We start from the raw sequence: 22,713 nt of genomic DNA on the forward strand, positions 1-22,713 counted from the left end.
CCGTCCTCTACTCTCCCCATTGCGCCAGTGTTCACTGGCATGGTTCTTCCTGGGCGACGCGTGGAGGCGTAGGCATGGCCGAACACGAGCATGTACGGGTCGCGGTGGTCGGGTCCGGGTTCGGCGGGCTGGGGGCCGCCGTGCGGCTCAGGCGCGAAGGGGTCACCGACTTCGTCGTGCTGGAGCGGGCGGACAGCGTCGGCGGCACCTGGCGGGACAACAGCTATCCCGGGTGCGCCTGTGACGTCCCGTCCCATCTGTACTCCTTCTCCTTCGCGCCCAACCCCGACTGGCCGCGCGCCTTCTCCGGGCAGCCGCACATCCGCGCCTACCTGGAGCACGTGACGGACCTGTTCGGGCTGCGGCCGCACATCCGCTTCGGCTCGGAGGTGAAGCGGATGACCTGGAACGGCGAGCTGCTGCGCTGGGACATCGAGACCAGCCGGGGCACCCTGTCGGCCGACCTCGTGGTGTCCGCCACCGGACCGCTGTCCGAACCCAGGATCCCGGACATCCCGGGCCTGGACTCCTTCCCCGGCAAGGTGTTCCACTCCGCCCGCTGGGACCACGACTACGACCTGCGCGGCAAGCGGGTCGCCGTGGTCGGCACCGGCGCGTCCGCCGTCCAGATCGTGCCGGCCATCCAGCCCGAGGTGGGCCGGCTCACCCTCTTCCAGCGCACCCCGCCGTGGGTGATGCCGCGCGTCGACCGGGCCATCGGCGGCGCCGAGCGGTGGCTGTACCGGCGGCTGCCCGTCACCGCCCGGGTGCGCCGCGGACTGCTGTGGGGCATCCGCGAGTTGCAGGTGCAGGCCTTCACCAAGCACCCCGAGGAACTGGGCTTCGTCGAGCGGCTGGCCCGGCGCAACCTGGCCCGCGCCGTCGAGGACCCGGCGCTGCGCGCCAAGCTCACCCCCGACTACCGCATCGGCTGCAAGCGGATCCTGCTGTCCAACACCTACTATCCGGCGCTCGCGCAGCCGAACGTCGACGTCGTCGCCGGCGGCCTCGCCGAGGTGCGCGGCTCCACCCTCGTCGGCGCCGACGGCAGCGAGGCCGAGGCCGACGCGATCGTCTTCGGCACCGGCTTCCACGTCACCGACATGCCCATCGCCGAACGGGTCGTGGGCGCGGACGGGCGGACGCTCGCCGAGGCCTGGAAGGACGGCATGGAAGCCCTGCGCGGCGCCTCGGCGGCCGGCTTCCCCAACTGGCTGTCCATCATCGGGCCCAACACCGGCCTGGGGAACTCGTCGATGATCCTGATGATCGAGTCCCAGCTGAACTACCTGGCCGACTTCCTGCGCCGGCTCGACGCCCTCGGCGGCCGGGCCGCCCTCGACGCCCGCCCCGCCGCCGTCCGGGCGTGGAACCGCAGGGTGCAGGAGCGCATGAAGCGCACGGTGTGGAACACCGGCGGCTGCACCAGCTGGTACCTGGACGCGAACGGCCGCAACACCACCATCTGGCCCGGCACCACGAGCGAGTTCCGGCGGGCGACCCGGCGGGTGGACCCGGCGGAGTACGAGGTGCTGCGCGCCCCGGCCCGCGGGAACGCCTCCCCCCAGAAGGCCGCGGAGGTGGGCGCGTGAGCCGCCGCCACCACGTGACCTCCGGCCCCTACGCCCCGCCCGTCCCCGCCCGCGAGCTGACCGTCCGCTCCGCCGACGGCGCCCGCCTCCACGTCGAGGTGCACGGCCCCGACGACGCCCCCGCGGTCGTCCTCGCCCACGGCTGGACCTGCTCCACCGCCTTCTGGGCGGCGCAGGTGCGCGACCTCGCCGCCGACCACCGGGTCGTCGCCTACGACCAGCGCGGCCACGGACGCAGCCCGGCGAGCCCGGCGTGCAGCACCGACGCGCTCGCCGACGACCTGGAGGCCGTGCTGAGGGCCGCCCTCGCCCCGGGCGAGCGGGCCGTGGTCGCCGGGCACTCCATGGGCGGCATGACGGTGCTGGCCGCCGCCGGCCGCCCCGCCTTCCAGGAGCACGCGGCGGCCGTCCTGCTGTGCAGCACGGGCAGTTCGCAGCTGGTCGCCGCCTCGACCGTCCTGCCCCTGCGGGCCGGGCCGGTGCGGACCTGGCTGACCCGGCGGATCCTCGGCTCCCGGGCGCCGCTCGGCCCGGTCACGCCGCTCGCCCGCCGCATCCTCAAGTACGGCACGATGGGCCCCGGTTCGGCTCCGCACATGGTGGAGGCGTGCGCCCGGATCGTGCACGGCTGCCCCCGTACGGTGCGCCACGCCTGGTCGCAGGTGCTCGACCTGCTCGACCTCGACCACGCCGTACGGGAGTTGACGGTGCCCGCGGAGGTGCTCGTCGGCACCGCCGACCGGCTGACCCCGCCCGCGCAGGCCCGCGCGCTGGCCGCCGCGCTGCCCCGCTGCGCCGGGCTCACCGAGCTGCCCGGCATCGGCCACATGACGCCGGTGGAGGCGCCCGAGCTGGTCACCGCGAGGATACGCGCCCTCGTCAGCGGCCACGTCCGCGTCAACAGCCACGTCGATGTCAAGGAGGACGCATGAGCCGGGTGAGCCTCGAAGGGCGGGTCGCCGTCGTCACCGGAGCCGCGCGGGGCGTGGGGGAGCTGCTGGCCCGCAAGCTGTCCGCGCGCGGGGTGAGAGTGGCGCTGGTCGGGCTGGAACCGGACGCGCTCGAGCAGGTCTCGGCGCGGCTGCACAGCGACAGCGACCACTGGTACGCCGACGTCACCGACCACGCGGCGATGGCCCGGGTCGCCGGCGAGGTGAAGGAGCGCTTCGGCCGGGTCGACATCGTCGTCGCCAACGCGGGCGTCGCCACCGGCGGGCCCTTCGTCGACTCCGACCCCGAGGCCTGGCGGCGGGTGATCGAGGTCAACCTGATCGGCTCGGCGGTCACCGCCCGCGCCTTCCTGCCGATGCTGCTGGACAGCCGGGGCTACCTGCTGCAGATCGCCTCCCTCGCCGCGATCACCCCGGCGCCGATGATGAGCGCCTACTGCGCCTCCAAGTCCGGTGTGGAGGCGTACGCGCACAGCCTGCGCGCCGAGGTCGGCCACCGGGGCGTGAAGGTCGGCGTGGGCTATCTGTCGTGGACCGACACGGACATGGTGCGCGGCGCCGACCAGGACGACGTGATGCGGGAGCTGCGGCAGCGGCTGCCGTGGCCGTCGAACAAGACCTATCCGTTGGGCCCGGCGGTCGACCGGCTGGTGGAGGGCATCGAGCGGCGCGCCGGCCATGTGTACGGGCAGTGGTGGCTGCGCGGGATGCAGGGGGTGCGCGGGTATCTGCCCGCCGTCATCGGGACCGTCGGCCAGCGCGAGATGCGGCGGTTCGCGGACCGGCTGACGGGGATGCGCCCGGGCCTGGTCGGGGCCGGTGGAGCGGCCGACGAACAGCACCGCACTACGCACGGTGACTGATCGACATGCGTGGGGTGACCGTGCGTGTGAATCTGGTCGGGCCAGACCCCCTCACCCCCGCAGGGAGTGAACCCACATGGGTATGAAGGACCAGTTCCAGGAGAAGTCCGAGCAGCTGCAGCAGCAGGCCAGGCAGAAGGCGGAGCAGGCCAAGGAGCAGCTCCAGGGCCGCGGCCGCCGGCGCGACGAGGACCCCGAGCGCGCCGAGCGCGCGCGCCGGGAGGAGCGCCGGGAGGAAGAGGACCGCTTCGCCCGGGACTACGACGCCTGACGCCGCGTCCGAGCGGGCCCTGAACGAACCCGGCCGACCCTGAACGAGAAGGGGCGCCCCGAGGAGGGGTGCCCCTTCTCGCGTCGTTCCCCGGGTCCCTCCCGGCGCCGCCGGCCGCTCGGGCCGCCCGTCACCTGGGCGGCAGCTTCGGCCGTGACCGGTCCGGCACCTCGCGGTAGTCCGGCGGCGTGGCCGGCGGGTTGGACTCCAGCAGGCCGAGGGCCACCCCGACCGCGTCGGCCAGCTGGGCCTGCCGGCCCTCGGCCCAGTCCAGCGGGGTGCGCAGCACTTCCAGGTCGGGGTCCACGCCCCGGTTCTCCACGGACCAGCCGTAGGCGTCGAACCAGGCCGCGTTCATCGGCACCGTGATCACCGTGCCGTCGCCCAGCCGGTGGCGGCCGGTCATGCCGACCACCCCGCCCCAGGTGCGCTGGCCGACCACCGGTCCCAGCTTCAGCAGCTTGAACGCGGCCGTGATCATGTCGCCGTCGGAGGACGTGGCCTCGTCGGCGAGGGCGACCACCGGTCCCCGCGGCGCGTTCGACGTGTACGACACCGGCTGGGCGTCGCGCGTCAGGTCCCAGCCCAGGATGGTGCGCGTCAGCTTCTCGATGACGAGTTCGCTGATGTGGCCGCCGGCGTTGCCGCGCACGTCCACGATCAGCGCGGGCCGGGACACCTCCATGCGCAGGTCGCGGTTGAACTGGGCCCAGCCGGAGCCGCCCATGTCGGGGATGTGCAGATAGCCGCACCGGCCGCCGCTCAGCTCCCGTACCACCGTGCGGCGTTTGGCCACCCAGTCCTGGTAGCGCAGCGGCCGCTCGTCGATCAGCGGGACGACGGCGACCCGCCGGGGCGGAGCTTCGCCCGAGGCCTCGCCGGGGGGTTCCGAAGGGCCTTCCCCGGAGGGGCGGGTGACGGGTTGGCCGGGGGGTTCCGAAGGGCCCTCTCCGGAGGGGTGGGTGACGGGCGGGGTGGAGGGGCCCGGAGGGCCTTCCTCGGAAGGGTGGGGGTGGGTGACGGGCGGGCGGAAGGTGAGTTCCACCGTCGTGCCTCCGGAGCCCGCCAGCAGCGGGTACGGCCCCGCGACCGGGTCCACCGGGCGGCCGTCCACGTGGCTGAGGACCGCGCCCTCGCGGATGCCCGTGCCGGCCAGGGGGGAGCGGGCCTTGGAGTCGGAGGAGTCGCCGGGCAGGATCCGCTTGACGACCCAGCCCTCCTCCCGGCGCGCGAAGTTGGCGCCCAGCAGGCCCTGCCGGCGCTGGTAGGGGGCCGGGCCCTCGTTGCGGCGGGCGGGCGCGACGTACGCGTGCGAGGTGCCCAGTTCGCCCAGCACCTCGCGCAGCAGGTCCGCGAACTCGTCGGGGGAGGCGACCCGTTCGACCAGCGGCCGGTACTGGGCCAGCACCGCGTCCCAGTCGATGCCGCACATGCCGGGTTCCCAGAAGTAGGCGCGGATCAGCCGCCCGGCCTCCGCGTACGCCTGCCGCCACTCGGCGGCCGGGTCGACCTGGTGCAGGATGCGGCGCAGGTCGATCCAGGTGACGGAGTCGCTGTCGCCGGGTTCGGTGGCGGGCACCGCGCGCAGGTCGCCCTCGTCGAGCACCACCAGCCGGGTGCCGTCGCCGCTGACCGCGAACCAGTCGAGGTGGCCGACCAGTTCGGTCTTCTTCGCCTTGGCGAGGTTGAAGTGTTCCAGGGTCGGCCGCTCGCTCGGGTCGTCCGGGTTGGCGAAGGTCTCGCCCAGCGCGCCGGAGATCGGCCAGCGCAGCCAGACCAGTCCGCCGCCCGCGACCGGGTGCAGCGCGGAGTACTTGGAGGCGACGACCGGGAACGGCGTCACCCGGTTCGCCAGTCCCTCCACCTCGACGGTCACCGTGCCCTCGGCGGCCTCCTCCTCGTCCGCCGGGTCGAGTCCGCCGGCGGCGGGGCGGCCCTCCGGGTTCAGCGCGAAGGGCGAGGGGGTCGCCGACGACAGCGGCACCAGGTAGGGCCGGCAGCCCAGGGGGAAGGACAGGTCGCCGGTGTGCACGTCGTACACCGGGTCGAAGCCGCGCCAGGACAGGAAGGCGAGGTAGCGGCCGTCGCGGGTGAAGACCGGGTTCTCGTCCTCGAACCGGCCGTTGGTCACGTCGACCACGGTCCGGGCCCCCTCCGCCGGGCCGGCGATACGGGCCATCTTGATCTGCCGCAGCGACCGTCCGATGCCCGGGTGCGACCACGTCAGCCAGGTGCCGTCCGGGGAGAAGGCGAGGTCGCGCACCGGCCCGTTGGCCGACCGGATGAGTTCGGCGACCTCGCCGTCCGCCGCGCCGGGCTCCTCGGGCACGCCGGTCAGCAGCAGCCGTCCGTCGTGGGAGGCGATCGCCAGCCGTTCGCCCCGCGGGTCCGACACCAGCTCCAGCACCCGTCCCAGCCGGCCGGCGGCCAGCCGCCGCGGCGCCCGGTCGCCGGTGGCCCGGGGCAGGTACGCGATCTCGATCGCGTCCTCGCCCTCCGCGTCGGTCACGTACGCCACCTGTCCGCTCTCCCCGAGCATCTCCGGCAGCCGCACCCGCACCCCCGGTGTGTCGGTGAGGGTGCGCGCCGGCCCGTCCCGGTGGGTGAGCCAGTACAGGCTGCCGCGTACGACGACGGCGCTGGCCCGCCCGGTGTCGTCCACGGAGATCCCGCCCACGTGCTGCGCGGCCGGCACCTGGTACGTGCGCCGCCCCGCGCGCGGCCCGTCCAGCCGTACGTCGAGCCGGCGCGGCACGGCCTTCGGCCCGAAGTCGTCGACGAGCCACAGGTCGCCCGCGCACTGGTACACCACCCGGGTGCCGTCGCCGGCGGCGTGCCGGGCGTAGAAGGCGTCGTGGTCGGTGTGGCGGCGCAGGTCGGAGCCGTCGTAGGCGCACGAGTACAGGTTGCCGACGCCCTCGTGGTCGGAGAGGAACGCGATCCGGCCGCCGACGAACAGGGGGGAGTGCAGGTGGCCGTCGAGGTCGGCGAGCAGCCGCTGCCCGTGCAGCCAGAGCCGGCCCGTGGCGCCGCCCCGGTAGCGCTTCCAGGCGGCCGGCTCGTGCGGCGGGGTGCCGGTCAGCAGCAGGGTCCTGCGCTCGCCGTCGAGGTCGGCGACCTGGATGTCGCCGACCGGGCCCCAGGGCAGTTTGCGGCCGGGGCCGCCGTCGGTGGAGACCTTGTAGGCCCAGGTGAAGTACGAGAAAGGCTCGCCGTGGGAGGCGACGGCGAGGATGTCGCTGTGCCCGTCCTGGTCGGGGGGCGTCCAGCCGCACACCCGCGTGTCGGCGCTGCCCCAGTGGCTCAGCTGCCGCCCCGGGCCGCCGTCCACCGCCACCAGATGGACCTCCGGCACGAGGGTGCGCCAGCTGGTGTACGCGATGTGGCGGCCGTCGGGGGAGAAGCGCGGGTGGCCGATCTTGGTGCGGTCGACGGTGAGCCGCCAGGCGCGGTCCCGGCCGTCGAGGGGGGCGAGCCACAGGTCGTCCTCGGCCACGAAGCACACACGGTCGCCGTTGAGGTGCGGAAGGCGCAAATAACTCACTTTCCCATGTTTCGCCCAGGGATGGACCGGGGCAACTCGTATGAAAACAGCGGATCGCCGCGTGGTCCGATCCACGGCGAGTACGAAACAGTTTCGTTTCGACAGAGGGTGCGCTACATTCGTCGCGTGACCGGGACGTCTCAGGAGCGGGGAAGGTGCCAGGCATGACCGAGGTCGCGACACCGCGCCGCAGCCGCCTCACGCCCGAACGCGAGGCGGAGCTCTACGCGGCCGTGCTCGATCTGCTCCGCGAGGTCGGCTACGACTCCCTGACCATGGACGCCGTCGCCGCCCGCACCCGGTCCAGCAAGGCCACGCTCTACCGCCAGTGGGGCGGCAAGGCCGAGCTGGTCGTGAAGGCCATCCGGCACGGCAAGCCCGGCAAGGCCGGCGACATCGACACCGGGAGCCTGCGGGGCGACCTGCACGCCCTGATGACGCTGGAGGACGACCGCACCCTCGAGCGGAACTCCGCGCTGATGCGGGGCGTCGCCATGGCGCTGCACCGCCACCCGGACCTGCGCGAGGCGTTCCGGGACCAGCTGATCGAACCGGAGCTCGCCGGGTTCCGGCGCGTGATCCGGCGTGCCGTCGACCGCGGCGAGGTCCGCCCGGACTGCCCGGCGCTGGACTTCCTGCTGCACATGATGATCGGCGGGTTCGCCACCCGGGCCCTGCTCGACGACCTGCCGCCGACCCGGGCCTTCCTCGCCTCGTACATCGACGCCGTGGTCCTCCCCGCCCTCGGTGTCCGCACCGACGGACACCCCACCGACTGACACCTCCCCGGCACGCCCCGCCCGACGCCACCTCCCCCGTCGCCCCGAAGGCATGGGCGGTACCCCCGTCGTCGGGCTGCTCACCCCCGCCCCGAAGAACCCACGGCCCGGCGCAGGGCCTGCGCCCTGCTCCCCGAGGGCTTCGGTCCCGGCGTCGGCGGCCCGCCGGCGGTCGCCGTCGACGCCCGGGACGACGCGGACAAGGACGCGGACCCGGTGCGCGCCCGGCGTCCGCCGAGCGGAGGAACCGGCCGGCCGGTGCGGGCCCCGCGGCACGGGCCGCCCGCACCGGCCGCCTCCGCCGCCCGGCGTTCGTCGCGCGCTGTCCGGGCCGCCGTGACGGTGGTGCGGGCACCGGATAACGCGTCGCACCGCGTCCGCGCCCACCGCTACCGTGCCGTCCATGACGACGACCGACGAGACCGCCGCCCACCGCGGCGAGGCTTCCGCAGCCCACCCCCGATTCGCCCAGGCCCTGCGTGAACTGGGGCTCGACCACCTGAACGCCGAGATCCGCCACTTCCCCGAAGCCACCCGCACCGCCGCCGAGGCGGCCGCCGCGATCGGGTGCGAGCTGGGGCAGATCTGCAAGTCGCTGATCTTCGCGGCGGACGGGGTCCCCGTCCTGGTCCTCATGGACGGCGCGTCCCGCGTGGACGTGGAACGGGTCCGGCAGGAACTGGGCGCCGACAGCGTCACGCGGGCGAAGGCCGACGTCGTACGGGAGACGACCGGGTACGCCATCGGCGGTGTGCCGCCCTTCGGGCACCGGACGAGGACGAAGGTGCTCGCGGACCGGGGACTGCTCGACCACGACGTCGTCTGGGCCGCCGCCGGCACCCCCCACACCGTGTTCCCGATGGCGCCCGAGGTGCTGATCGCCCACGCCGGCGGCACTGTCGTGGACGTGCGCGAGCACACGCGCTGACTTCGCCGGCCACCGCCGCGGCGCGCTGCTCGCGGCGGTGACCCGCGCCGCCCGGAACGCCCGCGCGCACCGGACCGCCCGCGCGCACCGGACCGCCGACGAGCCGGCCGGGTCGTGCCGGCCGCGGGCGGCGGCTGCGCGCCGGGCGGGGCCCGCCGCGTTGGCGGAAGGTGTGCGCCCGTCCCGCCCGAGGCGCACCCTGGAACTAGGTGTTCCGGAGGTGACCGTCATGATGCACACCACAGTGGGATGGCATGTCGAGCTGGAGTTCGAGGAGGACGACCAGCACACGCGGGCGGCGGCGCTCGTGCGGCTGCCCGACGGGAGCGAGGTACGGGCCCGCGGGCACGCGACCCGGCACCGCACCGACTCCAATCAGCCCAGGGTCGGGGAGGAGATCGCCGGGGCCCGGGCGCTCAACGAACTCGCCATGCAGTTGCTGACCAAGGCGCACGACGAGATCGACCAGGCGTCGGGGCGGATCTCGCACCCCATCCACGTCTAGGGCGCGCCCGCAGCGCCCGCCGCGCCCGGCCGCTCCCGGCGCGTCAGGCGGCGGCTTCCCCGAGAGCCGTCCGCACCGCCCGCACCAGCGCCTGCGCCCTCGGATCCGCCGTCACCGTCCCGCGGAAGCCGTTGGTCACGTAGCCGAAGGCGATGCCCGTCTCCGGGTCGGCGAAACCGAGGGCGCCGCCGCGTCCCGGGTGGCCGAAGGAGCCCGGGGCGAGGAAGGGGGAGGCGCTGCCGTGCAGCATGTAGCCGAGGCCGAAGCGGGTGGGGACGACCAGGACGCGGTCCGGGCCCGCCGACTCCTCGGTCCGGGCCGACTCCAGCGTGCCCGGCTCGAACAGCCGCACCCCGTCCACCTCCCCGATCAGCGCCGCGTAGAAGCGGGCCAGGCCGTCCGCCGTGGCGATGCCGTTCGTGGCGGGCAGGGCCGCCCCGCGGTACGCCGGGTCGTTCTGGTCGGGGAACGGAGTGATCGCGGCGAACGCCCGTCGGGTCAGGGAGGCGGGGTCCTCGTAGGCCGCGGTGACCGCGCGCTTGGGGCGCAGTCGGGGACCCGAGGCGGGCTCCGGCGCCTCGACGCGGCCGACCCGGCCCACCCGGTGCGCCTGCGCGTCCGGCAGGCCGATCCAGAGGTCCAGGCCCAGCGGGGCGGCGATCTGCGCGGCGAGCCACTCGCCGGTGCCGCGTCCCGTCACGCGCCGCACCAGTTCGTCGAGCATCCAGCCGTACGTCAGCGCGTGGTAGCCGTGGTCGGCGCCCGGCTCCCAGACAGGGGCCTGGGCGGCGACCGCCTCGGGGCCGCGCAGGGGGTCGAGGGCGTCCTCGGGCGTGAGCGGGCGGTCCAGGACCGGCAGGCCGGCCCGGTGGTTCAGGACGTGCCGGACCAGGACCCGGTCCTTGCCGTGCGCCTTGAACTCGGGCCAGTAGTGCCCGACCGGCGCGTCCAGGTCGAGTTCCCCGCGCTGGTGCAGCAGCAGCGGGACGGCGGCGGCGACGCCCTTCGTCGCCGAGCGGACGACCTGGGCCGTGCCCCGCTCCCAGGGGTCGGCGCCGTCGACGTCCCGGGTCCCGCCCCACAGGTCCACGACCCGGCGCCCGTCCCGGTAGACGGCCACCGCCGCGCCGCGCTCCCCGAGCGCCGCGAAGTTCCGGACGAACGCTTCCCTCACCGGCTCGAAGCCCTCGGCCACTGTGCCGTGCACGTCCACGTCCGTCTTCCTTCCCTCCGGCTCGCCTGCGACTGCGGGAGCAACGCCCCTGCGCAGCCTGCGATTCCCTGGTCCCGCTACCCGAGCAGGATCGTTACGTCGATGTTGCCGCGCGTCGCGTTGGAGTACGGGCAGACCTCGTGGGCCTCGTCCACCAGCTTCGCCGCGAGGTCGGGGTCCAGGACGGGGAGGGAGACGCTGAGGGCGACGGCGAGGCCGTAGCCGCGCTGCTGGTTGGGGCCGATGCCGACCTTCGCGGCGACCGTGGAACCGCTCAGGTCGTAGCCCGCGCGGTTGCCGACCATGATCAGCGCGTTGTGGAAGCAGGAGCTGTAACCGGCCGCGAACAGCTGCTCCGGGTTGGTGCCGGCGCCGTCGCCGCCCAGCTCCGGCGGCATCGCCACCTTCAGGTCCAGCCGGCCGTCCTGGCTGGTCACGTAGCCGTCCCGGCCGCCGTGCGCGGTGGCCTCGGCCACGTACACGATCTTCGTCGGACGGGTGTCGACGGCGGTGCCGTCTGTCATGGCCGGCCTCCCCCGGGAAAAGGTGCGCACAAGTTCATCGCGCACAAGGTACTGGCTGGTAGACCGGCGGGTGCTACCGGGGGGTAGTAAGCGCGGGCGGCCCGGGGGTCAGCGCGCGGGGCCGGCCCCCGCCGCCTTCTCCGCCAGCCGCCACAGCTCCTCGCGCAACCGCGCGAGTTCCGGCTCCGCCAGCCCGGTCGCCGCCAGCAGGGCGCCGGGCACGCGCGCCGCGCGCCCCCGCAGCCGCTCCCCGCGCTCGGTGCACGCCACCAGGACCGAGCGCTCGTCGTGCGCCGCGCGCTCCCGGCGCACCAGCCCCGTGCTCTCCAGCCGCTTCAGCAGCGGCGACACCGTGCCGTAGTCGAGCCGCAGCGCGGCCGCCAGCTCCTTGACCGTCGTCTCGCCGCGCTCCCAGAGGACCAGCAGGACGAGGTACTGCGGGTAGGTCAGGCCCAGCTCGTCGAGGACCGGGCGGTACGCGGCCGTCACCGCGCGCTGGGCCGCGTACAGGGCGAAGCACAGCTGCTCGTCGAGCAGCGGCGTCCCGGCGGCCCCGTCGCCGTCGTCCTGATCCCTCACGCGCCCATTGTCACGGACCGCGGGTCGAAGCCGAAGGGCAGCTCCAGGCGGTGGGCGCGCATCAGCTCCTCGTCGGCGAGCAGGCCGGCGGTCGGGCCGTCCGCCGCGATCACGCCCTCGCTCAGGATCAGGGAGCGCGGGCACAGCTCCAGGGCGTAGGGCAGGTCGTGGGTGACCATCAGCACGGTCACGTCCAGCGCGCGCAGGATGTCGGCCAGCTCGCGGCGGGAGGCCGGGTCGAGGTTGGAGGAGGGCTCGTCCAGCACGAGGATCTCCGGCTCCATCGCCAGCACGGTCGCCACGGCGACCCGGCGGCGCTGCCCGAAGGAGAGGTGGTGCGGCGGGCGGTCCTTGAACGCGCGCATGCCGACCAGGTCCAGCGCCCGGTCCACGCACGCCTCCAGTTCCGGCCCCCGCAGCCCGGCCGCCGCCGGGCCGAACGCCACGTCCTCCCGGACGGTCGGCATGAAGAGCTGGTCGTCCGGGTCCTGGAAGACGATGCCGACCCGGCGCCGGATCTCCGCCATGTGCTGTGTGTCCACGGGCAGCCCGGCCACCCGCACCGTGCCCGTGCCGCCGGTCAGGATGCCGTTGAGGTGGAGCACGAGGGTCGTCTTGCCGGCGCCGTTCGGGCCGAGCAGCGCGACCCGCTCGCCGCGCCCGATGGTGAAGTCCACGCCGAACAGCGCCTGGTGTCCGTCGGGGTAGGCGAAGGCCAGACCGGCCACTTCCAGTGAAGGTGTCACAGGGTCCATCCCAGCAGACAGACGACGAGCGCCGCGAACGGGAGGGCGAGGGCGTACGACCACTGCGCCCGGGACGCGGTCACCTCGTCGATCACCGGCATGGCACCGGCGTACCCGCGGCTGACCATGGCCAGGTGCACCCGCTCGCCGCGCTCGTAGGAGCGGATGAACAGGGCGCCCGCCGACTTCGCCAGCACGCCCCAGTGCCGCACGCCCCGCGCCTCGAAGCCGCGCGACTCCCGCGCGATCCGCATGCGCCGCATCTCGTCGGTGATCACGTCGCCGTAGCGGATCATGAAGGAGGCGATCTGCACCAGCAGCGGGGGCAGCTTCAGCCGCTGCAGGCCCAGCAGCAGCTCCCGCAGTTCGGTGGTGGAGGCCAGCAGGACCGAGGCGGCGACGCCCAGGGTGCCCTTGGCCAGCACGTTCCAGGCGCCCCACAGGCCGCCGACGCTCAGCGACATCCCGAGCACCTCGGTCCGTTCGCCCTCCGCCACGAACGGCATCAGCACGGCGAAGGCGACGAACGGGACCTCGATCAGCAGCCGCTTGAGCAGGAAGCCGGCCGGGACGCGGGCGACGGCCGCGACGCAGGCGAGCAGGACGGCGTACAGGCCGAACGCCCACATCGCCTCCCGCGGCGTCGACACCACGACCACCACGAAGCCGAACGCGGCGGCGAGCTTGGTGTGCGGCGGCAGGGCGTGCACGGGGGAGTGCCCGTGCCGGTAGAGCCGGTGGGCGTGGCCCGCGCCCATGTCAGACGCTTCCCGTGTTCGGCTTCCGCCCGGCCGGGGCGTCCGCGGCCGGGGCGGCCGCGGCGGGGGCCTCCACGGCCGCGGGGGAGGTGTCGGCGTCGCGCCGCCTGCGCACCGCCCGGAAGACCGCGCTGCCCGCGACGACCGTGACGCCGACGCCGATCACGCCCGCGAGACCGCCGGACAGGCGGGCGTTGTCGACGTCCTCGACGCCGTAGTCGGCGAGCGGGGAGCCGGCGGTGGCGTGCTCCTCGGTCTTCTCGTCGATGCCCTGGTCGGCGGCGACCTTCTCCAGCCCGTCGGGGCTGGCCGAGGCGTAGAAGCTGACGAAGCCGGCGAGGACCAGGGAGGTGACCAGACCGGCCGCCCAGACCTTCCGGTGCGCGGCGCGGGCGGCGGGCGCCGGAACCGGCCCGGCGGCGGGCGCGTCGACGAGGTCGCCGCCCACCCGCAGCTTCAACCGCTGCCGCAGGCCGCGCGCCCCGTGCACCAGGTCGGGGCGTACGGCGATGACGGCGCCCACGGTCAGCGCGGTGATCGCGGCCTCGCCGACGCCGATCAGGACGTGCACGCCGATCATGGCGGTGGCGACCTTGCCGATCGGGACGTCGGTGGTGCCGCCGATCCAGTACAGCAGCGTGAACGCCAGCGCCGCGGCGGGCACGGACACCAGCGCGGCGACGAAGGAGGCGGCGGTGACGGACCGGCGGGTGCGCGGCAGCACCTTCACCAGCCCGCGGAAGACGGGGTAGGCCACGGCGGTGCCGACGATCGCCATGTCCGTGATGTTCACGCCGAGCGCGGTCAGGCCGCCGTCGGCGAAGAGGACGCCCTGCATCAGCAGCACGACGGATATGCACAGCACGCCGGTGAAGGGCCCGACGAGTATCGCGGCGAGGGCGCCGCCGAGCAGGTGCCCGCTGGTTCCGGCCGCGACCGGGAAGTTCAGCATCTGCACCGCGAAGACGAACGCCGCCACCAGGCCGGCCAGCGGCGCCGTCCGCTCGTCGAGCTCCCGGCGCGCCCCGCGCAGGCTCACGGCGATGGCGCCCGCGGCGACGACTCCGGTCACGGCGGAGGTCGGGGCGTCGATGAATCCGTCAGGTACGTGCACCGTTCGATGATACGAGCCTGTTGCAAAGGAATCGCAAGAGCGAACGGGCCGTCCCTTCCGGGAGGCACGTCACTGGAAATATGGGACATTGGAGGAAAAGCGGATGAAAAACCTCCGCTTGAGTCGCTCAGCGTGAGAGGGCCGTCCGATGCCTGTAGTCGAGCAGTACGCGCGGGCGTACATCGTCACCGACGACCCCCGGGACGACCGCGGCCCCATACCCGTCCTGCTGCGCTACGACCCCGAGGCCGACCCGCGGTCGGTGCGGATCGGCCTGCCCGGCGCGCACGAGTGGACCTGCCCGCGAGCGCTGCTGGAGCAGGGACTGAGCAGCCCGGCCGGACGCGGTGACGTACGGGTGTGGCCGTGCGGGCGCGTCCAGGCCATCGTCGAGTTCCACTCCCCGCAGGGCGTCTCGGTGGTGCAGTTCGAGACGAAGGCGCTGCTGCGCTTTCTGCGGCGGACCTACCTGGCCGCCGCCGAACCCGTGACCCGCTGACCCGCCGGTCAGCCCCCCTGCTTCAGCAGCGCCGCCACGATCGGGCCCGCCGTGTCGCCGCCGTGGCCGGCCGCCTGGACCACGCCCGCCGCCGCCAGATCGCCCCGGTACGCGGTGAACCAGCCGTTGGGCTTCTTCTGGCCGTCGACCTCGGCGGAGCCGGTCTTCGCACCGGTGTCACCGCTCACCCCGCTCATCGCCTCGGCCGCCGTGCCGTACTTCGCCGTGTAGGCCATCAGCTCGCGCAGCTGCGACAGCGTGGACCCGGACAGGGTGCGCGAGGCCGTCGCCAGCTCGCGGTCGTCGACCGACGGGGAGACCAGGTACGGCTGGCGGAAGACGCCCGCCTTGACCGTCGCCGACACCGACGCCATGTTCAGCGGGTTCATCCGCACCCCGCCCTGCCCGATGAGGGAGGCGGCCATCGACGCCTGCGACTGCACCGGCACCGAGCCGTCGAAGGACGGCACGCCGATCGCCCAGTCGTCCCGGCCCAGGCCGAAGACCTGCTGGGCCTGCTTGGTCAGGTCGTCGTTCCTCAGCTTCGGCGCCTGGCTGATGAAGGCGGTGTTGCAGGAGCGGGCGAAGCTCGCCTTGAACGTGCCGCCCTTGATCTGGAACTTGTCGTCGTTCTGGAACTTCCAGCCGCCGTAGGTGAAGTACTTCGGGCACGGGTGCGCCTTGTCCGCCGCGGCCAGGCCCTTCTCGATCAGCAGCGACGAGGTGATGACCTTCATCGTGGAGCCGGGCGCGAGGGCGCCCTGGAAGGCGGTGTTGAAGCCGTGCGAGGAGTTGGCCACGGCCAGGATCTCGCCGGTCGACGGGCGCAGCGCCACCACCGACGCGCGGGCCCTCCTCGCGACCTGCTGCTCGGCCGCCGCCTGCAGCTTCGGGCTGAGCGTGGTCCTCACCGTGCCCGGCGTGCCCTCGCTCAGCTCCAGCAGGGTCTTGTCGGAGAGCTCGTCCGCCTTGGACTGCTTGCCCCGCACCACGCGCAGCTCGACGCCCGCCGTGCCGCCGGCCGTCTTGCCGTACTTCTCCCGCAGCCCGTCCAGCACCGGGCCGAGCGAGGGGTACTTCGCCGTGGTCAGCTCGCCGCCGTCCCGGTCGAGCGCCTTGACCGGCGGCGTCCCGGCCTCGCCGGTGACCAGCCGGTCGCCGTCCCTGAGGTCGGGGTGGACGACGGAGGGCCGCCAGTCGACCCGCGGCTCGCCGTCCCCCGCCCGCCGGACGACGGTCAGCGCGCCGGTGTACGTCAGCGGCTTGCTGACGCCCCGGTACGACACCGTGCCCCGGACGGTGAACGGGACCTTCGCGCCGCTGCGGGCGCCGGCGGTGAGCGTGACGTCCTCGATGCGGGCGTCCTTGCGGTAGCCGGTCAGCAGGGCCTCGGCGGCCTCGGCGTCGTCGGTCGCGGCCGCCGCCTCGGCCACCTCGCCCCGCTGCCAGGCGGTGAGGAACCGTTCGGCGGCGGTGGTGACCTCGGCCGCCGACAGCGGCCCGGTCTTCGCCTCCGCCTCGTGACCGGCGGACGCCGTCCGCGCGCCGTCCCCGGTGGCCGACCCGCCGTACAGCGCGTAGACCCCGAACCCGACGCCGCCGACGACCACGGCGATCAGCCCGCCGAGCACGGCGGGCCCCGTCTTCCGTCGCTCGGCGACGCGCCTTCTCTTGCCCACTGCTGTTCCGATCCTCCGCGAATCCCCAGGGTCCCCGTTGCCCTCACGCTTCCCAACGACGGCATACACCCTAGAGTCCCGTGCTGTGCGGGTGAGCTCAGCCACCCGCTCGGAGCACGGCCGCGACGATCGGACCGGCCGCGTCGCCGCCGTGGCCGCCCTCCTCGGTCATGGCCGCCGCCGCGAGGTCGCCCCGGAACCCGGTGAACCAGCTGTTCGACCTGGCGTTGCCGTCGACCTCCGCGGAGCCGGTCTTGGCGCCGATGTCCCCGCCGAGCCCGGCCATCGCCTCGGCGGCGGTGCCCCGGGTGGCGGTGAGCCGCATCATCTGCTTCAGCTGGGCGGCGGTGCCCGCCGGCAGGCCCTCGGCGGTGGCCAGCTGCCGGTCGTCGAGGCCGGGCGAGACCAGGTAGGGCTGGCGGAACGCGCCGGTGATCGCGGTCGCCGTCACCGAGGCCATGTTCAGCGGGTTCATCTGGACCTGGCCCTGGCCGATGGCGCCGGCGGCGCGGTCCGGCCCGGCGACGGCGGGGACGCTGCCGTCGAAGGAGACGATGCCGGTCTTCCAGTCGTCCCGGCCGAGGCCGAACCGCTCCTGGGCCTCGGCGGTCAGCGAGGCGTCCGTGAGCGGCTCCTCGTCGACGAGCTTGATGAAGGCGGTGTTGCAGGAGCGCAGGAAGCTGTCGGCGAGGGTGGCGTTCTCGTCGGGCGCCATGCCCGTGAGGTTCTTGAAGGTCTGCCCCTGCCACACCGCGCTGTCCGGGCAGGGCGCCGGGCCGTTCATCGAGGTCACGCCGTTGTCGATGAGCATCGCCGCAGTGATGATCTTCATGGTGGAGCCGGGGGCGGCCCGGCCCTCGAAGGCCGCGTTGAAGCCGTCCGCCCGGTGGTTGGCCACCGCCAGCACCTCACCGGTGCTCGGCTTGACGGCCACCACGGACGACTGGGCGTACCGCTTGACCGCCTGCTCGGCCGCCGCCTGCACGCCCGCGCTGATCGTCGTCTCCAGCTTGCCCGGCGTGCCCTCGGCGAGCGTCAGCAGCGGGGTGTCGGCCGTGGCCCCGTCGGCGTGCCGGACCACCAGCTCGACGCCGGGCGTGCCGCCGGCCTTGTCCCCGTACTTGGCGCGCAGGGCGTCCAGCACCGGGCCGAGCGAGGGGTACTCCTCCTTCGTCAGCACCGTCCCGTCGCGGTCCACGGCCTCGATCGGCGGGTTCGCGGACTCGGCGGTGACGAGGGTGTCGCCCTCGCCCAGCTCGGGGTGGACGACGGACGGCTGCCAGTCGACCAGCGCGCGCCCGGTGGTGAGCCCGCGCACGACGGTGAGGCTGCCGGAGTACTCGAGGTCCTCGGAGCTCCCCTCGTACGCCACCGTCGCCCGCACGGTGAACGGCACGGTGGTCCCGCGCGCCGCGCCGGGCGTGATCCGCACGTCCTCGATGTGCGCGTCCGTGCGGAAGGCCGTCAGCAGCGGCTCGGCCTCCCCGGCGTTGTTCGTGTACGCCGCCGCCTGCGCCGCCCGCCCCTGCTCCCAGGCCGCGAGGAACTTCGCCGTCGTCTCCTTCACCTCGGCGCCGCTCGGCGGCCCCGTCTCCACCGGCGCCGGCCCGTCCGCGCCGCCCGCCCCGCCCCCGTCCAGCGCGTTCACGATGTTGTAGCCGCCGTATCCGGCCCCGCCCACCAGCACGGCGAACACCGAGCCGACTATGGCGGCCTTGACTCCCTTGCGCATCCGCGCGGTCCCCTCCCCGTGACGCCCGGCCAGGCCGGTTCTGAACGTGTTCAAGGCACGTTCGCCCCGCACTGTATGTCGCGGGAGGGGCGGCTGAGGAGGGAGTGATCCGATCGTTAGCGCCCGTCACCGTCAGATACGACGACATCCGGCCACCGCGGCCGGACCATGCCGCGTCCGGCACCGGGATGCCCGCGCGCCGTCCCGGATCACGCCGGGACGGCGACGGCGGCCCCCGGCCAGCCGGCCGGCCGCGCGGAGCCCGGGCCGCCCACGGGTCAGACCCAGGTGTCCAGCCACATCCGCGCCCGCCAGTCGTCGATCGGGATGGCGGTGCCGGTGTGGATCGGCCAGAAGTAGATGAAGTTCCAGGCGATCAGCAGGACCAGGACGCCCGCGCCCGCCGCGCCCGCCACGCGGCGGGTGTCGCCGGAGCGGGGCGGGCCGACCAGGGCGCCCAGGAGCATCGCCGCCGCCAGGCACAGGAACGGCAGGAACACGACGGAGTAGAAGTAGAAGATCGTGCGTTCCTGGAAGAAGAACCAGGGCAGGTAGCCGGCCAGGACGCCGCAGGCGATCGCGCCCGCGCGCCAGTCGCGGCGGAAGAACCAGCGCCACAGGACGTACAGGAGCGCGAAGCAGGCCACCCACCACAGCAGCGGCGTGCCGATGGCCAGCACCTCGCGGGCGCACTTCTCGCCCGCGTCGGCGGGGCAGCCGTCCGTGCCGGGCGCCGGGGACTCGTAGAAGTACGACACCGGCCGGCCGGCGACGAGCCAGCTCCACGGGTTGGACTGGTAGGTGTGCGGCGAGGTGAGGTGGGTGTGGAAGTCGAGCACCTGCGCCTCGTAGTGCCACAGGCTGCGCCACCAGTCCGGGAGGAGCCAGGACCAGCGGCTGTCCTTGCCGTCGGTCGCGGCCCAGTTGCGGTAGTAGCCGCCGGAGCCGTCGCTCGGGGAGAGGAGCCAGCCGGTCCAGGACACGACGTAGGTGACCGCGGCCACCGGCACGGTCGCCAGGAACGCCGGGCCCAGGTCGCGCCGGAGGACCGCCTGGCGCGGCCGGCGGGCGCCGGCGACGCGGCGGGCGCCGACGTCCCACAGGACGGTCATGACGCCGAAGGCGGCCAGCACGTACAGGCCGTTCCACTTGGTGCCGATGGCCAGGCCCAGCATCAGTCCCGCCGCCCAGCGCCACGGGCGCCGTCCCAGGCGGGCCGTCTCGGCGGTGTGCGCGTCCGGGCGGACCCGGCCGTCGGCGTCCACCGGGAGCGCGGCGGCGAGCCTGGCGCGCGCCCGGTCCCGGTCGAGCAGCAGGCAGCCGAAGGCCGCCAGCACGAAGAACATCAGCACGCCGTCCAGCAGCGCGGTACGGCTCATCACGAAGTGCAGGCCGTCCACCGCCATCAGGGCGCCCGCCAGGCAGCCGAGGAACGTGGAGCGGAACAGGCGGCGGCCGATGCGGCACAGCATCAGCACCGACACCGTGCCGAGCAGGGCCGTCATGAAGCGCCAGCCGAACGGGTTGAACCCGAACATCAGCTCGCCGAGCCCGATGACGTACTTGCCGACGGGCGGGTGCACGACGTACGCCGCGTCCGCCGGGACGGGGACGTTCCCGTTCGACGACAGGATCAGGTCGTTGACGTTCTTGTCCCAGTTGACCTCGAACCCGCGGTGGACCAGCGCCCACGCGTCCTTGGCGTAGTACGTCTCGTCGAATATCACCGCCTTCGGGCTGCCCAGGTTCCAGAACCGCACCACGCCCGCCAGCAGCGTGACGAGCAGCGGCCCGCCCCAGCCGGCGAGGCGCGTGAGGCGCCCGGCGAGCGCGGGCGGCAGGCCGAGCGCCTTCCACAGGCGCGGGCCGGGTTCGGCGTACGGCGGCACCAGGCGGTCACGGACGTCGCCGGCCGGGTCCGCCGAGTAGCCGAAACGGCGCAGCCGCTGCTGCCACGACGGCTGCTGCTCGTGCGGTGCCCGGCCCTGCCGGATGTCCGGGGAGTCCGTGGACGACGCTGTACTGGTCACCGCGCCATCGTAGGGAACACGTCTGTGGGAGTCCCGTGGACGGGCCCTGCGAGGATGGAAACGTGACAGGAACCCTTGTTTTGGCAGGCACCCCCATCGGCGACGTCGCGGACGCCCCGCCGCGGCTGGCCGAGGAGCTGGCCGGCGCCGACGTGGTCGCCGCCGAGGACACCCGCAGGCTGCGGCGGCTGACGCAGGCGCTGGGCGTCACGCCCAAGGGGCGCGTCGTGTCGTACTTCGAGGGCAACGAGTCCGCCCGGACGCCGGAACTGGTCGAGGAACTGGTCGGCGGCGCGCGCGTGCTGCTGGTCACGGACGCCGGGATGCCGTCGGTGTCCGACCCCGGCTACCGGCTGGTCGCCGCCGCCGTCGAGCGGGACGTCCGGGTCACCGCGGTGCCCGGCCCGTCCGCCGTGCTCACCGCGCTGGCCCTGTCCGGGCTGCCGGTGGACCGGTTCTGTTTCGAGGGGTTCCTGCCGCGCAAGGCGGGGGAGCGGCTCACCCGGCTGCGGGAGGTCGCCGAGGAGCGGCGGACCCTGGTCTACTTCGAGGCCCCGCACCGGCTCGACGACACCCTCGCCGCCATGGCCGAGGTCTTCGGCGCCGGCCGGCGGGCCGCCGTCTGCCGGGAGCTGACCAAGACGTACGAGGAGGTCCGGCGCGGCGGGCTGGGCGAGCTGGCCGCGTGGGCGGCCGAGGGGGTGCGCGGGGAGATCACCGTCGTCGTCGAGGGGGCGCCGGAGCGGGGCCCCGAGGAGGCCGGCGCCGAGGAGCTGGTGCGGCGGGTGCGGGTGCGCGAGGAGGCGGGCGAGCGGCGCAAGGAGGCGATCGCGGCGGTCGCGGCGGAGGCGGGCGTGCCGAAGCGGGTGGTGTTCGACGCGGTGGTGGCCGCGAAGAACGCCGGGGCCTGAGCGCGCCGGGGCCTGAGCGCGCCGGCGCGGGCCGCGGCGCACCGGCGGCGCCCGGCGCCGCCCCCCCCCGCCCCCTCCCCCCCGCAGGGCGAGCCGAGCGCCGGCCGCGGGGGCGCGCCCCTTCCGTAGGATCGGGACATGCCTTCGAACGCCCCCGACGACAAGAACGCTGCGCCGCCGCTGCCCGAACCCCTGCGGGTGCCGGTCGCCGACTCCCACACCCACCTCGACATGCAGTCCGGCACGGTCGAGGAGGGCCTCGCCAAGGCGGCGTCGGTCGGCGTGACGACGGTCGTGCAGGTCGGCTGCGACCTGGCCGGCTCGCGCTGGGCCGCCGAGACGGCGGCGGCGTACGAGAACGTGCACGCGGCCGTCGCCCTGCACCCCAACGAGGCGCCGCGCATCGTGCTGGGGGACCCCGGGGGCGCCCCCCAGCCCTCCGGGGCCGGGGGAGGCCGGTCGCGGCAGGGCGCCCGCGTGCCCGGCGGGGACGCCGCCCTCGACGAGGCGCTCGCCGAGATCGACCGGCTGGCCGCGCTCCCGCAGGTCAAGGGCGTCGGCGAGACGGGCCTGGACTACTTCCGCACCGGCCCGGAGGGCCGGGAGGCCCAGGAGCGGTCCTTCCGCGCCCACATCGAGATCGCCAAGCGGCACGGCAAGGCCCTGGTCATCCACGACCGCGACGCCCACGCCGACGTGCTGCGCATCCTCAAGGAGGAGGGCGCCCCGGAGCGCACCGTCTTCCACTGCTACTCGGGGGACGCGGAGATGGCGGAGATCTGCGCCGCCGCCGGCTACTACCTGTCCTTCGCCGGCAACGTCACCTTCAAGAACGCCCGGAACCTGCGCGACGCCCTCGCCGTAGCCCCGCTGGACCTGGTCCTGGTGGAGACCGACGCGCCCTTCCTCACCCCGGTGCCCTACCGGGGGCGGCCCAACGCCCCGTACCTGATCCCGGTGACGGTGCGCGCGATGGCCGCCGTGCGGGGCGTCGACGAGGACGTGCTCGCGACCGCCCTCGCGGCCAACACGGCACGGGCCTTCGGCTACTGACCCCCGGCCGCGCACGACACGGCGACGCTGGGTAGCCGCGCCGCTTTGGAGAGTGACGATCGCTCCGCTAGGTTCTGGGGGCCCGATCCGGACCCCTCCGGACCCCTTCCGGCCCCTGGAGCGTGTCGGCGTGAGCAGATCCGTCAGCCACCTGCCGTACGGGACGTCCCAGCCGTACGCGGCGCCCTGCGGGCCGTACCGGCCGTACGGGACGCACAAGCCGTACGGGACCTGCGAGCCGTACGGCGCCTGCGAGCCCCCGGTCCCCGGCGGCTCGCGGGCCCCCGGCGGCTTCGAGAGACCTGACGGCTCCGAGGCGCCCGGCGGCTTCGAGGATCCCGGCGCGCCGGCCCCGCCGCGCGGCGGGGCGCCCGAGGACGTCCGCCGGCCCGCCCACGAGCCGCCCGCGCCGCCGGTGCGCTCCGGCGCCGGGGGGCGGCGGG

20 protein-coding genes and 1 pseudogene are annotated in these 22,713 nt (G+C 74.5%); 11 read left to right on the forward strand and 10 right to left on the reverse strand.

Annotated features, from left to right (window positions below):
- Window positions 1–74: 74 nt before the first annotated feature.
- From ABD363_RS14170 to ABD363_RS14185, 4 genes are all read left to right on the forward strand, one after another.
- Complete coding sequence (locus ABD363_RS14170; protein WP_344603193.1) at window positions 75–1,592, forward strand: flavin-containing monooxygenase; 1,518 nt, start codon at window positions 75–77, stop codon at window positions 1,590–1,592.
- Window positions 1,589–2,524 (forward strand): alpha/beta fold hydrolase, encoded by a 936-nt coding sequence (locus tag ABD363_RS14175; protein WP_344603195.1) that lies wholly within the window; start codon window positions 1,589–1,591, stop codon window positions 2,522–2,524. Before ABD363_RS14170 ends, ABD363_RS14175 begins: the two co-directional genes overlap by 4 nt.
- Window positions 2,521–3,405 carry an SDR family oxidoreductase gene (locus ABD363_RS14180; RefSeq protein WP_344603197.1) on the forward strand — a complete coding sequence of 295 codons (885 nt, stop codon included), beginning with the start codon at window positions 2,521–2,523 and terminating at the stop codon, window positions 3,403–3,405. The genes ABD363_RS14175 and ABD363_RS14180 overlap by 4 nt, the downstream gene beginning before the upstream one ends.
- A gap of 76 nt (window positions 3,406–3,481) precedes the next feature.
- Window positions 3,482–3,676, forward strand: a complete 195-nt coding sequence (locus tag ABD363_RS14185) for a hypothetical protein (RefSeq protein WP_344603199.1) — start codon at window positions 3,482–3,484, stop codon at window positions 3,674–3,676.
- Between the two features lie 130 nt (window positions 3,677–3,806).
- On the opposite strand, the gene ABD363_RS14190 is transcribed toward ABD363_RS14185, so the two are convergent.
- Window positions 3,807–7,220, reverse strand: a complete 3,414-nt coding sequence (locus ABD363_RS14190) for a S41 family peptidase (RefSeq protein ID WP_344603201.1) — start codon at window positions 7,218–7,220, stop codon at window positions 3,807–3,809.
- 164 nt (window positions 7,221–7,384) lie between these two features.
- On the opposite strand from ABD363_RS14190, the gene ABD363_RS14195 reads away from it, so the two are divergent.
- The 3 genes from ABD363_RS14195 (at window position 7,385) to ABD363_RS14205 (ending at window position 9,432) form a co-directional block, all read left to right on the forward strand.
- Window positions 7,385–7,999, forward strand: coding sequence for a TetR/AcrR family transcriptional regulator (locus ABD363_RS14195; protein ID WP_344603203.1), 615 nt, complete (start codon window positions 7,385–7,387; stop codon window positions 7,997–7,999).
- A gap of 403 nt (window positions 8,000–8,402) precedes the next feature.
- Entirely contained in the window at window positions 8,403–8,927 is a 525-nt protein-coding gene (locus ABD363_RS14200; RefSeq protein WP_344603205.1) for a YbaK/EbsC family protein, read from the forward strand.
- A gap of 229 nt (window positions 8,928–9,156) precedes the next feature.
- Window positions 9,157–9,432 (forward strand): DUF1876 domain-containing protein, encoded by a 276-nt coding sequence (locus tag ABD363_RS14205; protein ID WP_344603206.1) that lies wholly within the window; start codon window positions 9,157–9,159, stop codon window positions 9,430–9,432.
- A 43-nt stretch (window positions 9,433–9,475) separates the two neighbouring features.
- Here ABD363_RS14205 and ABD363_RS14210 read toward each other — a convergent pair whose 3' ends face one another.
- The 6 genes from ABD363_RS14210 to ABD363_RS14235 all read right to left on the reverse strand — a co-directional run bounded on the left by ABD363_RS14210 (window position 9,476) and on the right by ABD363_RS14235 (window position 14,366).
- Window positions 9,476–10,645, reverse strand: a complete 1,170-nt coding sequence (locus ABD363_RS14210; protein ID WP_344603207.1) for a serine hydrolase domain-containing protein — start codon at window positions 10,643–10,645, stop codon at window positions 9,476–9,478.
- A 77-nt stretch (window positions 10,646–10,722) separates the two neighbouring features.
- Window positions 10,723–11,169: an organic hydroperoxide resistance protein gene (locus tag ABD363_RS14215; RefSeq protein ID WP_344603209.1), complete on the reverse strand. Its 447-nt coding sequence runs from the start codon at window positions 11,167–11,169 to the stop codon at window positions 10,723–10,725.
- 108 nt (window positions 11,170–11,277) lie between these two features.
- Window positions 11,278–11,748: a MarR family winged helix-turn-helix transcriptional regulator gene (locus ABD363_RS14220; RefSeq protein WP_344603211.1), complete on the reverse strand. Its 471-nt coding sequence runs from the start codon at window positions 11,746–11,748 to the stop codon at window positions 11,278–11,280.
- Window positions 11,745–12,503, reverse strand: coding sequence for an energy-coupling factor ABC transporter ATP-binding protein (locus tag ABD363_RS14225; protein WP_344603213.1), 759 nt, complete (start codon window positions 12,501–12,503; stop codon window positions 11,745–11,747). Before ABD363_RS14225 ends, ABD363_RS14220 begins: the two co-directional genes overlap by 4 nt.
- Window positions 12,491–13,252 (reverse strand): cobalt ECF transporter T component CbiQ, encoded by a 762-nt coding sequence (gene cbiQ / locus ABD363_RS14230; RefSeq protein WP_344603215.1) that lies wholly within the window; start codon window positions 13,250–13,252, stop codon window positions 12,491–12,493. Before cbiQ ends, ABD363_RS14225 begins: the two co-directional genes overlap by 13 nt.
- A gap of 1 nt (window position 13,253) precedes the next feature.
- A complete protein-coding gene (locus ABD363_RS14235) occupies window positions 13,254–14,366 on the reverse strand; it encodes an energy-coupling factor ABC transporter permease (RefSeq protein ID WP_344603217.1) in 1,113 nt (370 codons plus the stop codon).
- A gap of 148 nt (window positions 14,367–14,514) precedes the next feature.
- Here ABD363_RS14235 and ABD363_RS14240 point away from each other — a divergent pair, with 148 nt between their 5' ends.
- A complete protein-coding gene (locus ABD363_RS14240) occupies window positions 14,515–14,865 on the forward strand; it encodes an SsgA family sporulation/cell division regulator (protein ID WP_344603219.1) in 351 nt (116 codons plus the stop codon).
- An 8-nt stretch (window positions 14,866–14,873) separates the two neighbouring features.
- On the opposite strand, the gene ABD363_RS14245 is transcribed toward ABD363_RS14240, so the two are convergent.
- The 3 genes from ABD363_RS14245 to ABD363_RS14255 all read right to left on the reverse strand — a co-directional run bounded on the left by ABD363_RS14245 (window position 14,874) and on the right by ABD363_RS14255 (window position 20,306).
- Window positions 14,874–16,544 carry a penicillin-binding transpeptidase domain-containing protein gene (locus ABD363_RS14245; protein ID WP_344603221.1) on the reverse strand — a complete coding sequence of 557 codons (1,671 nt, stop codon included), beginning with the start codon at window positions 16,542–16,544 and terminating at the stop codon, window positions 14,874–14,876.
- 97 nt (window positions 16,545–16,641) lie between these two features.
- Entirely contained in the window at window positions 16,642–18,276 is a 1,635-nt protein-coding gene (locus ABD363_RS14250; RefSeq protein WP_344603223.1) for a penicillin-binding transpeptidase domain-containing protein, read from the reverse strand.
- A 278-nt stretch (window positions 18,277–18,554) separates the two neighbouring features.
- Window positions 18,555–20,306 carry a dolichyl-phosphate-mannose--protein mannosyltransferase gene (locus tag ABD363_RS14255; protein ID WP_344603225.1) on the reverse strand — a complete coding sequence of 584 codons (1,752 nt, stop codon included), beginning with the start codon at window positions 20,304–20,306 and terminating at the stop codon, window positions 18,555–18,557.
- Between the two features lie 62 nt (window positions 20,307–20,368).
- Between ABD363_RS14255 and rsmI the strand changes: the two genes are divergently transcribed.
- From rsmI to ABD363_RS14270, 3 genes and pseudogenes are all read left to right on the forward strand, one after another.
- The gene (rsmI, locus tag ABD363_RS14260) at window positions 20,369–21,217 is read left to right on the forward strand and encodes a 16S rRNA (cytidine(1402)-2'-O)-methyltransferase (RefSeq protein ID WP_344603227.1); all 849 of its coding nucleotides are present in this window, start codon (window positions 20,369–20,371) and stop codon (window positions 21,215–21,217) included.
- Window positions 21,218–21,355: 138 nt separating this feature from the next.
- Entirely contained in the window at window positions 21,356–22,270 is a 915-nt protein-coding gene (locus ABD363_RS14265; RefSeq protein ID WP_344603229.1) for a TatD family hydrolase, read from the forward strand.
- A 130-nt stretch (window positions 22,271–22,400) separates the two neighbouring features.
- A pseudogene (locus tag ABD363_RS14270) lies at window positions 22,401–22,713 on the forward strand (hypothetical protein); the annotation flags it as partial.

Source organism: Streptomyces glaucus, assembly GCF_039533365.1.
Taxonomy (GTDB): domain Bacteria; phylum Actinomycetota; class Actinomycetes; order Streptomycetales; family Streptomycetaceae; genus Streptomyces; species Streptomyces glaucus.